We start from the raw sequence: 14,740 nt of genomic DNA on the forward strand, positions 1-14,740 counted from the left end.
CAAGATGCTTAAGACGTATTATGACGGCCGTGAAACGCGAAAACCCGCAGACCGTGAAGCAGGGTTGATGGCAGCATTGCCTCGCATTCTGCATCATGCAAAATCCAAATCAGCCGGTTATGGGCGTATTCTTGCCGACATTGATCCACAAACCGTCAACTCACGCGACGCACTAGCAAAATTGCCGGTCACGCGCAAATCCGATCTGATTGATGTGCAGGCCAACGAACCACCATTGGCTGGCCTGAACGCGACGCCGGTTCCGGCAATGGCCCGCCTGTTCCAAAGCCCCGGCCCGATTTACGACCCACAGGGTAAGGGCGATGATTGGTGGCGCATGGGCCGCGCGTTCTTTGCCGCGGGTTTCCGTCCGGGCGATATTGTTCATAACTGCCTGTCTTATCATCTGACGCCGGGTGGATTTATTTTTGACAGTGGCGCACGTGCCTGTGGCTGCGTTGTCATTCCGGCAGGTGTCGGACAAAGCGAAGCACAGGTCAAAGCGATTAGTGACCTGAAACCAGCCGGTTACAGCGGAACACCGTCATTCCTGAAAATCCTGATCGAAAAGGCCGAAGAACTTGGTTCGGATATCTCGTCGATCAAGCGCGCTTTGGTATCTGGCGAAGCATTGCCGCCAGCCTTGCGCGATTGGTTTGCCGAGCGCGATATTGAAATGCTGCAATGTTATGCCAGTGCGGACCTTGGCCTGATTGCCTATGAAAGCGATGCCAAGGGCGGCATGATTGTTGCCGAAGATATCATTTTGGAAATCGTTCGTCCCGGCACCGGGGAACCCGTTGCCGATGGTGAAGTTGGCGAAGTCGTGGTGACCACGCTGAACATGGATTATCCGCTGATCCGGTTTGCGACCGGGGATCTATCCGCGATTGCCGATGGGCCAAGCCCCTGTGGCCGAACCAATGACCGGATCAAAGGTTGGATGGGGCGTGCGGATCAGACCACCAAGGTCAAAGGCATGTTTGTTCATCCGCAACAGGTTGCCGAAATTATCAAACGCCATCCGGCAATTGACAAGGCCCGCCTTGTTGTTACACGTGAAAGCGATAATGACGTGATGACGTTGCTGTGCGAAGGCGATCAAGCGTCTGCTGATATCAATGCGATTGAAGAAACCATGGCCAGTGTTTGCAAACTGCGCGGGGTGGTGGCGTTTAACCCCGCTGGTACTCTGCCAAATGACGGTAAGGTTATCGATGATCGCCGCGACCATTCCTGATTAGGCTATTTGGCCTAACGTTTTATTCCCGCTCGGGAAACTTGATGCCGCTTGGTCTCGACCAGCGGCATTTCTTTTAGATCGTTGAAGATCATTCAGTCGTGGGATTTCGCAATCTGTTCTGTATGATGGCGCCCGCATAGACATGACGATATCGAATTGGTTTCTGGGGAAAAAGATGGTCCGCACGGGCAAAGCATTTGCCGTTTCCATGATTACGGTGTGCCAGCTAATGACGCTTGCCCTGTGGTTTTCGGCAACGGCGGTGTTACCCCAGTTACGTGCCGAATTTGATATCGGTGCCCTGCAATCATCGCTCTTTACCAGTTCGGTCCTGCTTGGATTTGTTTTGGGAACGGTGGTCAGCGCGTTTTTGGGTTTGGCCGACCGGATTGAACCACGCCGGTTTTGGGCGGTATCAGCCGTCATTGCCGCAACCGCCAACATCCTGATCCTGACGGTTCCCGTCGATGGTGCCTTGGTGATTGTTCTGCGCCTGATTACCGGCGTTTGTATGGCTGGAATTTACCCCATTGGCATGAAAATAGTCGCCACTTGGTCCCGCGGGGATACCGGGTTTTTAGTCGGGCTTTTGGTCGGAGCTTTGACCATGGGATCGGCCTTGCCACATCTGTTTTCGGTTGCTGTGCCGCTTGATTGGCGGTGGGTGATTGTTGCGGCCAGTGTATCGGCCTATGTCGCCGGTTTTGCCATTCTGTTTGTGCAATTGGGTGGGGTGATTGGAAAATCGCCGCGTTTTGATCCACGCATGGTTGGTAAAATCTGGGCCAACAAACCTCTGCGCCATGCCTGTTACGGGTATTTCGGGCATATGTGGGAGCTTTATGCCATGTGGGGCTGGATCGGCTTGTTCCTGTATGGAAGCTTTTCGGGGCGTTTGATTGAAAATCCCGGCATCTGGTCGGCTTTGACGACCTTTGCCATTGTCGGGGTTGGTGCGTTTGGATCGCTTGCGGGCGGGTACTATGCAGATCGGATTGGCCGAACCACGGTTACGATTGCTGCCATGGTGGTTAGCGGCGCTTGTGCCTTGATCGCCGGTGCCTTTGGCGATGCGCCGATCATGTTGCTGATTGTGATTTGTGTTGTCTGGGGCATTTCGGTTGTTGCCGATTCCGCACAGTTTTCATCCTGTGTGATCGAGTTGGCCGATCCCCATCAGGTCGGGACAGCACTTACCCTGCAAAATGCGATTGGCTTTTTGATTGCCTTGGTATCCATCCATCTTGTGCCCGTGATTGCGGATTACGCCGGGTGGTGGGGCGCATTCGCCATGTTGGCGGTTGGACCATTGTTCGGGACCATCGCAATGGTTCGTTTGCGCCTGATGCCAGAATCGATACAGCTTTCAGGTGGCAAACGTTAGCGCTACGGTATATTAGGGTTTTCTACACCGGTGGTCGCCATATTAGGGTTGAAAATGCAGGTGATCGTCTTCACTTGACAACGGCAAGTCGAAAAGCAGCGCCGTTTGGGTTTTCTTGACCATTTTCTGTACAAATACTACCTTCTGCCGGAATTTTCTTGCTGTCTCGCGCGGGGGCGATGCGGCGACTATCCAAAAATAAGGGTCCTTCATGAGTCTCACCCTCATTGTTTTGCTTCCCTTCATTGGGGCGGTGTTGCCCGCCATAATGATCCGGGCCGGGCGTAATGCATGCGCCACGGCGACGGGTTCAGTCACGCTGCTTGCTCTGATCTTGCTGATGGCAAAGGCCCCTGCGGTCCTTGCAGGCGAGGTATTTCAGGTCAGTTACAACTGGCTGCCGGAATTGGGTTTGAATGTAACCTTCTTCCTGGACGGGCTTGGGTTGCTGTTCGCCATGCTGATCCTTGGCATTGGTTTGCTGATTATCATCTATGCGCGGTTCTATCTTTCCAAGGACGATCCGATGGGGCGCTTCTATGTGTTCCTGCTTCTGTTCCAGGGGGCCATGGTCGGGATCGTTCTGTCTGATAACATCCTGCTGCTTCTGGTTTTCTGGGAACTGACATCGCTGTCATCGTTCTTGTTGATCGGGTATTGGAAGCATCTGCCAGAAGGCCGTCAGGGCGCGCGTATGGCGCTGGCCGTGACCGGGGCTGGTGGACTTGCAATGATTGCCGGGATGTTGATCCTGGGTGATATCGTCGGGTCTTATGATTTGTCTGTGATCTTGCAGAATGCGGATCTTATTCAGGCATCCCCGATGTATCTGCCGGCATTGATTTTGATCTTGATGGGTTGCTTTACCAAATCGGCACAATTCCCGTTCCATTTCTGGCTACCGCACGCAATGGCCGCACCGACCCCGGTTTCGGCCTATTTGCATTCCGCAACCATGGTCAAAGCCGGTATCTTTTTGATGGCGCGGATGTGGCCGGTTTTGTCGGGCACGCCGGAATGGTTCTATATCGTTGCGACGACCGGTCTTGTGACCATGGTTCTGGGCGCATGGATTGCGATATTCAAACACGATCTTAAAGGTCTTCTGGCCTATTCCACGGTCAGCCATCTTGGTCTTGTGACCATGTTGTTTGGTTTTGGGACACCGATGGCGGCTGTTGCCGGTGTGTTTCACATCATCAATCATGCGACCTTTAAGGCCGCATTGTTCATGACCGCAGGCATCATCGACCATGAAACCGGAACACGCGATATTCGCCGTTTCGGCGGGTTGCTGAACCTGATGCCGATTGCCGGGACCATCGGGGTTATCTCGGCGGCGTCTATGGCCGGTATCATTCCGCTGAATGGTTTCCTGTCCAAGGAAATGATGCTGGAAGAAGCATGGCACACTGTCTGGATGGATCAGAACTGGATTGTTCCGCTTTTGGCGACCATTGGTGCGGTTTTCTCGGTTGCCTATTCCCTGCGCTTTATCTTCCATGTCTGGTTCGGCAAACCGCGCGATGCCGATTTGCCGCATCATCCGCATGATCCGCCATTCGGTATGTGGGGTCCGCCTGCATTCCTGACCGTTCTGGTTGTTCTGATTGGTCTGTTCCCGTCCGTTATCGCCGGTCCGCTGGTTGCTGCGACGTCGGGTGCGGTTGTTGGTGGCGCATTGCCGGAATATCATCTGGCACTTTGGCATGGTTTGACACCGGCCCTTGGCATGAGTGTCATTGCCCTGATCGCTGGCGCGCTTCTTCTGATGCGCCATGGTGGGCTTATGTCAGCCACGGCAAACCTGTCGCGGCCAGATGCCAAGGCAATGTTTGATTGCGGGATTGCCAAGCTGGTCACACTCAGCCGGTTTGTTTCAGACAACCTGCATAACGGATCGTTGCAGCGTTATCTGTGCATCATGATCGTTGCGGCCTTGGCCATCGGGCTGTCGGGCTTTTATGCCAAGCCGGATCATACCGCAGGCACACGTGAACTTCTTGACGTGTCACCGACCGCGGCCATTGCATGGTTGTTGTTGATGGTGACCTGTATTGCGTCGGTCTTCATGCATCACAACCGGTTGCTGACCCTTCTTCTGGTCGGTGTGGTTGGTTTGATTGTCTCGCTTGGCTTTATCTATCTCTCGGCACCGGATCTTGCATTGACGCAAATCTCGGTCGAGGTGGTTACCGTCATCCTGATGTTGCTGGCCTTGAACATCCTGCCAAAAGAAACGCCAAAAGAAAGCATGCCGGGACGCAAGTTGCGTGACGGGATCGTTTCCATTGCCGCGGGTCTTGGGGTTGGCGGGGCAATCTGGGCGATCATGACACGTGATCTGCCAAATTCGATTTCAGCTTATCATCTCGCCAACTCGAAAACCGAAGGTGGTGGGACCAACGTTGTTAACGTCATCCTCGTTGACTTCCGTGGCTTTGATACCTTTGGCGAGATCATTGTTCTTGGCATTGCAGCGCTTTCGATCTTTGCATTGATTGAAACAGTCACGCAGGGGGCTGCGGCCAAACGTCTTGCCAATTGGGTGGTTGATAACCGTCGATCTGCGGACCGTCATCCGATGATGATGGTGGTGGCGACACGGGTGATGTTGCCGCTGTCATTGATGGTTGGTGTTTACATCTTCCTGCGCGGGCATAACGAACCGGGTGGCGGCTTTATCGCCGGTCTGGTCGTGTCTGTCGCCTTGGTCATGCAATATATGGCATCTGGCTTTGGCTGGACCCAAAACCGCATGACGGTGAATTACCACGGCATGATTGGTCTGGGTGTGATTGCTGCGGCGATTACCGGGGTTTCTGCATGGGTTGCAGGGCTTCCGTTCCTGACCAGTGGCTTTGTCCATGTTCACCTGCCAATCGTTGGCGAGTTTGAATTGGCATCGGCCATGGGCTTTGACCTTGGTGTGTTCCTGACGGTGGTCGGGGCGGTGATGTTAGCCCTTGCCAAACTTTCGCAAGTTGAACGCATGGCAGCACATGTCGATGTCAACGTTGATCCGATGGATCACGATCCATCTGTTGCGGTTGCCACGCCAGAGAAGGAGGCCTGATATGGAATTTCTTGTAGCAAGCAGTATTGGGCTTCTGACCTCATGCGGGACCTATTTGTTGCTGCGTGGGCGGACTTTTCCGGTGGTGATCGGGTTGGCCTTACTGTCCTATGCGGTGAACGTGTTCTTGTTCGCCATGGGCCGTTTGACCATTAATATGCCGCCGATCCTGCGCGAAGGCGTTACCGAATATACTGATCCATTGCCACAGGCACTTGTCCTGACGGCGATTGTGATTTCATTTGGTATGACCGCTTTGATTGTCGTGTTGTCGCTCCGGACATTCCTTGAAATAGGCAATGACCATGTAGACGGTCGCCCGGTTGGCGAGCCATCCGAAGCAGGAGATAAAAACTGATGGGTGACTGGATCGTTGTTCCCATAGTGCTGCCCGCCGTGATGGCCGCCCTGATCGTTCTGGCAGTGCGTCACGACATTATCTTGCAGCGCGTATTTTCAATCACGGCGACAGTGGCCCTTGTTGCGGTGACCTTGTCACTTGTGATCTTTGCCAATGGCAATGGCCCGGAAATGTACGCATTGTCCGATTGGCCAGCACCGTTTGGTATTGTTCTGGTTCTTGACCGTTTGTCGGCAATGATGGTGTTTCTGACCTCGTTGCTGGGTCTTGGTGTTGTTCTGTTTGCATCAAGCGAATGGGATCAGCGCGGCAAGCATTTCCACGCCCTGTTCCAGTTCCAGCTAATGGGGGTGAATGGTGCATTCCTGACCGGTGACATTTTCAACCTGTTTGTCTTCTTCGAAGTCCTGTTGATCGCATCTTACGGATTAATGCTGCATGGCGCGGGTGCCGATCGTCTTAAGGCCGGGATGCAATATGTCGTCATTAACCTGACGGGTTCTGCATTGTTCCTGATCGGTGTCGGCATGATCTATTCCGTGACCGGCACGTTGAACATGGCCGATCTTGCCATTCAGGTTGCCAATGTCGCCTCGGGCGATGCGGCTTTGCTGCGCGCGGGTGCCTTGATCCTGCTGTTGGTGTTCTGTGTCAAAGCAGCCCTTGTACCGATCCATTTCTGGCTTCCCGGTACCTATGCCAACGCACCGGCACCAGTTGCGGCATTGTTTGCCATCATGACCAAGGTTGGGGCCTATTCCGTCCTGCGGCTTTACTCACTGGCCTTTGGTGATATGGCGGGCGACATGGCCTGGCTGGCACAGCCGTATTTGCTGCCTGCTGCGTTGATTACGCTTGCGCTTGGCATGGTCGGGGTGTTGGCGGCGAAACGTCTTAATACGTTGATTGCCTTTGCGGTGGTTGGTTCCATGGGGACTTTGTTAACGTCCATTGCGCTGTTCACACCCGAAAGCATTACCGCCGGTCTTTATTACCTGTTGCATTCAACCTTCTCGGCAGCGGCGTTGTTCCTGATTGCGGATCTGGTGGTGTCACGTCGCGGGCAATTTGGCGACAGTCTGAATACCGCACCAACCTTCCATCAATCGGGATTCCTTGCGGTTCTGTTCTTTGTCGGCGCAATCGGTATGGCCGGGATGCCACCACTCAGTGGCTTTATCGGCAAATTGCTGATCCTTGATGCCGCACGTGACAGCGATGCGATGGTCTGGATTTGGGCGATCATTCTCGTGACGTCCTTGATGTGTATTATCGGCTTTGGCCGGGCGGGCAGTGTTCTGTTCTGGAAAAGCGCATCCGTTGAGGGCGAGATCACGGTTGATGGTGCCAAATGGCCGGTTCTGCCAATCATTGCCGCTTGTGGCATGTTGGGCGCACTGGTTGTGTTAACCGCATTTGGTGGTCCGGTGACGGATTACCTTAACGGTGTCGCGGCACAGATATTTGACACATCAGGCTACATCGAAGCCGTGCTGGGCGATAACGCCTTGGCACAGATTGGCCAGTAAGGGGAGAGGACAAGGATCATGATGATGAAACGTTATCTACCCCATCCGCTTCTGACACTGGCGTTGTTGATTGTCTGGGTGTTTCTGGTCAATGAAATCTCGGCTGGTGCGGTTGTCTTTGGACTTATTCTAGCCGTGGTCATTCCGTTGATTACGGCCAGTTTCTGGCCAGCACGCCCAAAGGTTCGCAATGCTTATGCGATCTGTGAATACGGGCTTGTCGTACTTTGGGATATTCTGGTCGCCAATGTGATTGTTGCGGGTTTGATCCTGTTTCGGAAAACCGAAAGTCTGGAGTCAAAATGTGTTGTTGTGCCGCTTGATCTGACCTCGCCCGAGGCGATCACGACCCTTGCCGGTACAATCACGATGACACCGGGAACCGTGACGATTGATCTGAGTGCCGATGCCAAAAGCCTGCTGGTTCATTGCCTGCACGCGCCAGATCCACAGGGCGTGATCGATGATATCAAGGATCGCTACGAACGCCGTCTGAAGGAGATTTTCGAATGATCGAATATGCACTGAATTTCGGCTTCGTCTGTGTCGGGCTGGCATTGCTTATGAACCTGTGGCGTCTTACCAGTGGGCCAACCACGGCAGATCGTGTTTTGGCGGTCGATACCATGGCGATTAACGCAATCGCACTTTTGGTGCTTTACGGTATCGGGCAAAGTACGGCCATGTATTTCGAAGGCGCGCTTTTGTTTGCCATGTTTGGTTTTGTTTCCACAGTTGCCTATTGCAAGTTCATCTTGCGCGGCGACATCATCGAATAGGGGAGCGATAAGATGCCGTTTATTGTTGAACTCATCATTTCGCTTCTGATCGTGATCGGCGGGGCGTTCTTGCTGATCGGGTCATTCGGGATGATCAAACTCAAAGATCTGTTGCCACGCCTGCACGCGCCGACCAAGGCAAGTACCGTCGGGCTTGGCGGTATTCTGATTGCATCGATGCTGTATTTCTGGATCGAACGCGGGCATTTCACCATTCATGAATTGCTGATCACGCTGTTTATCTTCCTGACGGCGCCGATCACGGCAAACCTGATTGCCAAGGCATATATGCTGCTGAATGTTGATCCGAATACGGAACTGCCACCCAGCAAGCAGAATGAAGGTTGGGCAACATTTGATCCAATCGGGCCTGAGGGTTATGACCCCAGCGAAGAATACAAGGAAAAGGAATCCTGATCCTTTGGATGGGTTTCCGATATCAAAACGGCACCGGTTTTCCGGTGCCGTTTTTGTTAGGATAGAAATCAGCCAGTTTACTCAGCCATTCTATGTCGGGTCTTGGTCATGAATTTTGAAACAGAACGCCTGATCTTACGTCCACGCACGATGGATGATTTGGACGCCTGTCTGGCAATGGACAAGGCACCGGGCGTGGTCGATTTCATCGTCGGACCATGGCAAGACCCAAACGCACATGAAGCCTTTGTAAAAGAGCGGATCAATCAGGATTACGGTGTCGGATTAGGCTATTGGTCGATCTTTCCCAAACAGGCCCCTGATCATTTCATCGGCTGGATCCTTTTGATCCCGGAAGATGGTGTTGGGCCGGATATTGAAATTGGCTGGCGGTTGCATCCTGATCACTGGGGCCAAGGGTTCGCATTTGAAGCCGCCCGTGCTGTGCTTGAACATGCTTTTGCCCAAATGGAACTTCCTTGCATTATTGCAGCAATTGACCCGTGCAATGAACCGTCACAGAAACTTGCCGAACGTCTTGGGATGGTGCGTCACGAAAGCCGGGATGGTTACGCCTTTTATCAAATGACCGGCGATGATTATGATCGGGTTTGGAGTGTCGGCGCAAAGTGATATTGATTGCGCCATTGTCTGACACAGGCGCGCTTGCTATGACGATGGGAAGAGGGAGAAAGGCTTAAGTCCATGCCAGATTTCACCATCGAAGATCAGTATCGCGGACGCATTGCCGGGATCGACGAGGTTGGCCGTGGACCGCTTGCCGGGCCCGTGGTTGCCGCCGCCGTTATTTTGCCGCGCGATGACCGATTGCCGTCGATGTTACTGGCTGAGCTCAATGATTCCAAAAAGCTGTCAGCGAAAAAACGCGACCGCCTTTTTGACGTGATCATGAGCTGTGCCGAGGTTGGAATTGGTGCGGCATCTGTGCGTGAAATTGATCAGATCAACATTTTACAGGCAACATATGTTGCCATGCGCCGGGCGGTTGATCGATTGGCACGCGTTCCTGATCAGGCCTTGGTCGATGGCAATCGTGATCCGGGATTGCCATGTGCAGTTCAAACGGTGGTGAAGGGCGATAGCAAATCGCTTTCAATTGCGGCGGCTTCCATCGTTGCCAAGGTTGTCCGGGACCGTGCCATGGCACGGTTGGCTGTGCGCTATCCCTTCTTTGATTGGGAAGGCAATGCGGGCTATGGGGTTAAAAAGCACATGGCGGGTCTTGGTGAAGTTGGACCAACCCCGCATCACCGCAAAAGTTTCAAACCAATCGCAGAATTGTTTGCCGCGATGATGGATGGGCGTCAGACCTAGTTCGCTTAAGCAAGTGCAATCGGGTTGCGTGGTTCGATATGGGCACGCACCAAATCTGTTCCGTCATCTTCGCGCTTTATCGCGGCAAAGCCGTTTACATGGCGAATTTCAAACCGTTCATGAACCCGGCATTCGGTACGGAACTGGATATCGAGACTGTCGGGGTGGAAATCGGGTCGGTTGTTGGGGCCGGCAACCCCAAGAACCCACTGCATCAGCCGGACATTATTGACATGCCCATATAGATCAAGATCGGATGGCCGCGCCTTGATCGTGTCGCAGGCAGGCAAGGGATCGTTGGTAAAAGCAGGACGCAACGGTGGTTCAATCAATTTTGGTCCCGGTGGGTTGGGCAGGCGTTCTGAAATCCAGTCAGGCCATTGGGCCGCACGGCGTTCACGCAGATCAAACATCACCCAATAGCTTTGCGCGACACCAATGATATCCCCCTTGCTGTTGGTCAGGCGGAAATCACGGGTGGCAACCCGGCGGGATACGCCCGATGGCCATGTTTCAACCAGAATGTTTTCACCGTTTCCGGGGTAATCCCGAATATGAATGACCATCCGCGCCAATACCCACGCAATCCCCTGATCAACCGTGTCGTCATAGGCCAGTTTCAGGATACGTGCGCCCCAACCCGCCGCATCCTGCATATAATCAGCAAGGGCGGGCAGCATGACCTTCCCATTGTCGCCAATCTCGGAATAGCGCACGCGATAAGTTCCCTTCCAACCGCAATTGGTCGGAAGTTCTGCTGTGGCGATATGGTTCCAGTCAATGGTCATGAAGGTGCCTTGTGGGTTGATCGGTCTTTACGGTTCGGCGTTTGTGTTTGGGTGTTTCTTGGGGCGTTAGATATTCATAGATCGATTATGTTCGTTCAATATGATTGACGTGCTAATCTAATCGTCATGCCGCCTTTGGGGTGAATAAAAGCCGGAGTGATGGGGGATCATGACAACGCGAACATACACCAAAACCAAACGTGCAACCAAGGAACAGGAGACGCATCAAAAGATCATTGATGCGGCCATTGGATTATATGGTTCAGTTGGACCGGCAGGGACCACGATCAGTGCCGTTGCCACAAATGCATCTGTACAGCGGTTGACGGTGTATCGTCATTTTCCCAAAGAAGCTGATCTTATAGCCGGGGCGTTGGCCGAATGGTTTGAGGCCAACCCGATGCCGGGGCCGGGTGACTGGCGCGATGAAGTCAGTATGGAAAACTGGCCGATTGCGATACTCAGCATGCTGTATGGTTATTACAGTGAAACAAGCGTGCTCTGGCGGGGATTGTTGGCGGATCGCGGTAAATTTGATGAGTTGGATAAGTTTCTGGATTTGGCGGATGCGCATTTGACGGCGATGCAAGACGATATGACGCGGTCCTTGCCAACGGCGCGGCGTAACAATGCGCTGTGCCAAGCTGTGGTGCGCCATTCGGTACAATTTTCCACCTGGCAGAGTTTTTCAGACAGTCAACTTGATACCGTTGAAATTGCCGCCTTGATGGAAGACTGGGTGCAAAAATGCCCGCTTGGCTAGGTCGTTAGCGGGTTGATCACAATGGACTGCCCACTAGATAGGTTTTTGACGCATCTTTTTTGTGTCGCCGCGCTTTTTCTTGGAATCAACGCGTTTGCGTTTGGCCGACAGGCTGGGGCGGGTTTTAACCCGGTATTTCTTACGTTCTGCCGCCTTGCGTAGCAGAGCCATAAGACGTTCGATGGCGTCCTGTTTGTTGCGTTCCTGAGTGCGGTGGCGCTGGGCGTCAAAAATGATCTCGCCATCATTGGTCAATTTACTGCCCGACAGTTCCCGCAACCGGTTGCGCACACGTAAAGGCAGCTCCGTCAGATCGTCAATCCGGACACGCATCTGGACGGCACTGGACACCTTGTTTACATTTTGACCACCCGGACCGGATGCGCGGACGAACTGAAAGTTCAGGTGGCGTTCATCCAGATAAAGGCCATTTTCGATCTCAAGCATGGGCAACCGCGAAGAGTTTCAGGATGTTATGGGCTGGGTAAGATAGCTGAGCATAATGGTCGGCTATTGATTGAATTTCGAAATGTCTGCGCCTACATTACAGGCGTCTAACCTGTCAGGGGCGGGACGAGCTGTAAACAGGAAATCAACGGTGCGCTTTTCGCATATTTATCTTGTCTTTGGATGGCTTTCTGTCGGGCTTGGTGTTGTCGGTATTTTCTTACCACTTCTGCCAACCACGCCCTTTATGTTGCTGGCAGCCTGGCTGTTTGCCAAAGGATCGCCAAGACTGCATGATTGGATTTGCAATCACCCGCAGTTTGGCGCGTCCATCCGCCAATGGAATGACCATGGTGTGATCAACCGCCGCGCCAAAATTTTGGCAATGCTGGCGTTTTTGGTTGTGATTGCTGCATCACTGGTCTTTGTCGAAAACCGTTGGGTCGTCATGATCCAGCTGTTGGTCGCGATCCCGGTAAGCTGTTTTATCCTGTCGCGCCCATCCGTTGCCCGCTTGCCCAAAGTTACGGCTTCTGTAAGTTCCAAGCAGTAACCGGTTCGGGATTGGGTGCGTTACCCGGTCTTTTTGCGACCCAGTTCGCTTTGACAGGTTTCTTCCAGCTTATCGAGTTCATCAAGTGTCGCGTCAATGTCTTCGCGCTGTTTGCGCAGAGTATCGCGGCGTTCATTGATTTTATCGACAAGGGTGGTCAACTGGGTGATTTCGCTGCGATCGCCATCATAAAGATCAAGCAGATCGTGAATTTCCTTTAATGAAAAGCCCAGACGTTTGCCGCGCATGATCAGGCGCAAACGCACCCGGTCGCGTTGACTGTAGATGCGGGTCTGGCCCTGCCGATCAGGGGAAATTAATTCCTGATCTTCGTAAAACCGGATGGTTCGGGTTGTGACTTCGAACTCGCGGGCAAGGTCGGTGATAGAGTAGCTGTCATTCATGGTGGCACAATCATCTTTACGCTTACGTAAACTGAAAGCTACATGCTTTCAGACGCCACCACAATCGGCAATTCCTTGGGAAGTTCAACGCAGAAAGTGCTGCCTTCGTCGGGAACGCTGGTGACATTTAATGTCCCGCCGTGGCGGTCCGTGATCTTTTTACAGATCGCAAGGCCAATGCCTGTCCCGGCATAATCGCCATAGCCATGCAGACGTTTGAAAATTTCAAAGATTGTCTCGTGATACTGGGGATCAATACCAATACCATTATCACTGACAAAAATCTGATGGCTGTCGGGGGTTTCCGTTGCGGATATGTGGACCCGTCCTGTTTCCGGGTCGCTATATTTCAAACCGTTTGAAACCAGGTTCTGGAACAAAAGCAGCAACTGACTGGCATCGCCCATGACCGATGGCAAGGATGCTTCGCGGATAATATTACCCTCGGGTGCTGATCCGGCACGTTTGAAATTCGTCACAATCGCATCAAACAGATCATCAAGTGGGACAAGATGGAACGGTTTGCCGTGGCGTCCGACCCGTGACAAGGTCAGCAGATCATCAATCATGCGCTGCATGCGCTGTGTGCCATCAACGGCATAGTGAATGAATTCATCTGCTGTGTCGTCAAGCTTGCCCTGATAGCGCCGTGCAATAAGCTGGGTATAGCTTGAAACCATGCGCAGCGGTTCTTGCAAGTCATGGGATGCGGCATAGGCAAACTGTTCAAGTTCGCTGTTGGAGCGTTCCAGTTCGGCCATGGTGCGCTGAATTTCCATCTCATGACGTTTGCGTTGGGAAATATCGCGCAACGTGATGATGTAATGATAACGCTGATCAGCAGAAAAATGACTGATCGCAACTTCAAGCGGCACGTTGCGGCCACTTGATGTACAGGCCAAAACTTCGATCACGCCGGTGCCAAGATCGGTTAACAGGCGATTGGGCGGGGGCGGTGATATCGGGCTGTGGGCGCTGTCTGGCAATAGAAACCGGATGATATTGCGCAATTCCGGGTCACCATCAGGACCGCAAAGTTCCTGTGCGCGGGAATTAAGCGGTTCGATATAGCCATCATCGGATGCAACCAGAATGGCATCGATCGTGTTTTGTAAAATCGCCCTTTTTCGGTCTTCGCTGCGTTTCGACTGGGTGACAAGTTCGGCAAGTTCGGCGGCCTGTTGGCGCAGCAATCGGTCACGTTGAACCGCAAGTGTCACATCGCGAATGATCAAGGAACAAAGTGTTCCGTTGCTTTTGGTTTTGATCGGATTGATGCGAATGGACTGTTCCATCCGATCAAAGCTTGTCGCAAATTGCGGGAGTGGTCGTAAGGGCAGAGCACCTTGGTTCAGGGACGGCGAAATCACCGCAGGCATGCCAAATTTCAGGCAATCTTCAATTGCAAGATTAAGACGGCCAAGGCGGGTTTCAGGAAATACTTCATGCAGCGGTTTGCCCAATACCTGATCGGAAGGAAGCCCGGAACGGCTTTGTATCCACTGGTTCCAGTGACAAATCGTCCTGTCCGGGGCCAGGGCAACCAATCCGGTATCGGCAGTATCAAGCAATGCTGCAAACAGTTCGGCAGCATTCCCATCACGATCAAGATCGAATGATGGTTTGGTTTTCTTGGAGTTTGTCGGCGACGACTTGTTCAT

15 protein-coding genes and 1 pseudogene are annotated in these 14,740 nt (G+C 52.9%); 12 read left to right on the forward strand and 4 right to left on the reverse strand.

Annotated features, from left to right (window positions below; genetic code table 11):
* Window positions 1-4 precede the first annotated feature (4 nt).
* The 10 genes and pseudogenes from RIC05_RS09330 to rnhB all read left to right on the forward strand — a co-directional run.
* On the forward strand, window positions 5-1,240 hold the full coding sequence (locus RIC05_RS09330; RefSeq protein WP_350046855.1) for a phenylacetate--CoA ligase family protein: 1,236 nt from the start codon (window positions 5-7) through the stop codon (window positions 1,238-1,240).
* 178 nt (window positions 1,241-1,418) lie between these two features.
* Window positions 1,419-2,627: an MFS transporter gene (locus tag RIC05_RS09335; protein WP_350046856.1), complete on the forward strand. Its 1,209-nt coding sequence runs from the start codon at window positions 1,419-1,421 to the stop codon at window positions 2,625-2,627.
* Window positions 2,628-2,838: 211 nt separating this feature from the next.
* Window positions 2,839-5,703 carry a monovalent cation/H+ antiporter subunit A gene (locus RIC05_RS09340; protein WP_350046857.1) on the forward strand — a complete coding sequence of 955 codons (2,865 nt, stop codon included), beginning with the start codon at window positions 2,839-2,841 and terminating at the stop codon, window positions 5,701-5,703.
* Between the two features lies 1 nt (window position 5,704).
* The gene (locus RIC05_RS09345) at window positions 5,705-6,061 is read left to right on the forward strand and encodes a Na+/H+ antiporter subunit C (RefSeq protein ID WP_350046858.1); all 357 of its coding nucleotides are present in this window, start codon (window positions 5,705-5,707) and stop codon (window positions 6,059-6,061) included.
* Window positions 6,061-7,593 carry a monovalent cation/H+ antiporter subunit D gene (locus RIC05_RS09350; protein ID WP_350046859.1) on the forward strand — a complete coding sequence of 511 codons (1,533 nt, stop codon included), beginning with the start codon at window positions 6,061-6,063 and terminating at the stop codon, window positions 7,591-7,593. Before RIC05_RS09345 ends, RIC05_RS09350 begins: the two co-directional genes overlap by 1 nt.
* 24 nt (window positions 7,594-7,617) lie before the next feature.
* A complete protein-coding gene (locus tag RIC05_RS09355) occupies window positions 7,618-8,106 on the forward strand; it encodes a Na+/H+ antiporter subunit E (protein ID WP_350059754.1) in 489 nt (162 codons plus the stop codon).
* Complete coding sequence (locus RIC05_RS09360; RefSeq protein ID WP_350041653.1) at window positions 8,103-8,372, forward strand: K+/H+ antiporter subunit F; 270 nt, start codon at window positions 8,103-8,105, stop codon at window positions 8,370-8,372. Before RIC05_RS09355 ends, RIC05_RS09360 begins: the two co-directional genes overlap by 4 nt.
* 12 nt (window positions 8,373-8,384) lie before the next feature.
* A complete protein-coding gene (locus RIC05_RS09365) occupies window positions 8,385-8,789 on the forward strand; it encodes a Na+/H+ antiporter subunit G (RefSeq protein WP_350041654.1) in 405 nt (134 codons plus the stop codon).
* 108 nt (window positions 8,790-8,897) lie between these two features.
* Window positions 8,898-9,422 (forward strand): GNAT family N-acetyltransferase, encoded by a 525-nt coding sequence (locus RIC05_RS09370; protein WP_350046861.1) that lies wholly within the window; start codon window positions 8,898-8,900, stop codon window positions 9,420-9,422.
* Window positions 9,423-9,482: 60 nt separating this feature from the next.
* Window positions 9,483-10,124 (forward strand): annotated as a pseudogene (rnhB, locus tag RIC05_RS09375) (ribonuclease HII); the annotation flags it as partial.
* A gap of 5 nt (window positions 10,125-10,129) precedes the next feature.
* On the opposite strand, the gene RIC05_RS09380 reads toward rnhB, so the two are convergent.
* Window positions 10,130-10,912 carry an acyl-[acyl-carrier-protein] thioesterase gene (locus RIC05_RS09380; protein WP_350046862.1) on the reverse strand — a complete coding sequence of 261 codons (783 nt, stop codon included), beginning with the start codon at window positions 10,910-10,912 and terminating at the stop codon, window positions 10,130-10,132.
* A gap of 169 nt (window positions 10,913-11,081) precedes the next feature.
* Between RIC05_RS09380 and RIC05_RS09385 the strand changes: the two genes are divergently transcribed.
* Complete coding sequence (locus RIC05_RS09385; RefSeq protein WP_350046863.1) at window positions 11,082-11,675, forward strand: TetR/AcrR family transcriptional regulator; 594 nt, start codon at window positions 11,082-11,084, stop codon at window positions 11,673-11,675.
* A 33-nt stretch (window positions 11,676-11,708) separates the two neighbouring features.
* Here the strand turns inward: RIC05_RS09385 and arfB are convergent, their stop codons facing one another.
* Complete coding sequence (gene arfB / locus RIC05_RS09390; RefSeq protein ID WP_350041659.1) at window positions 11,709-12,122, reverse strand: alternative ribosome rescue aminoacyl-tRNA hydrolase ArfB; 414 nt, start codon at window positions 12,120-12,122, stop codon at window positions 11,709-11,711.
* 151 nt (window positions 12,123-12,273) lie between these two features.
* Here arfB and RIC05_RS09395 point away from each other — a divergent pair, with 151 nt between their 5' ends.
* Window positions 12,274-12,675: a YbaN family protein gene (locus RIC05_RS09395; protein ID WP_350046864.1), complete on the forward strand. Its 402-nt coding sequence runs from the start codon at window positions 12,274-12,276 to the stop codon at window positions 12,673-12,675.
* A gap of 20 nt (window positions 12,676-12,695) precedes the next feature.
* Here the strand turns inward: RIC05_RS09395 and RIC05_RS09400 are convergent, their stop codons facing one another.
* Both RIC05_RS09400 and RIC05_RS09405 read right to left on the reverse strand, forming a co-directional pair.
* Entirely contained in the window at window positions 12,696-13,079 is a 384-nt protein-coding gene (locus RIC05_RS09400; protein WP_350041661.1) for a MerR family transcriptional regulator, read from the reverse strand.
* Window positions 13,080-13,117: 38 nt separating this feature from the next.
* Window positions 13,118-14,740: an ATP-binding protein gene (locus RIC05_RS09405; protein ID WP_350046865.1), complete on the reverse strand. Its 1,623-nt coding sequence runs from the start codon at window positions 14,738-14,740 to the stop codon at window positions 13,118-13,120.

Origin of the sequence: Thalassospira sp. (assembly GCF_040218635.1) — a bacterium.
GTDB lineage: Bacteria > Pseudomonadota > Alphaproteobacteria > Rhodospirillales > Thalassospiraceae > Thalassospira.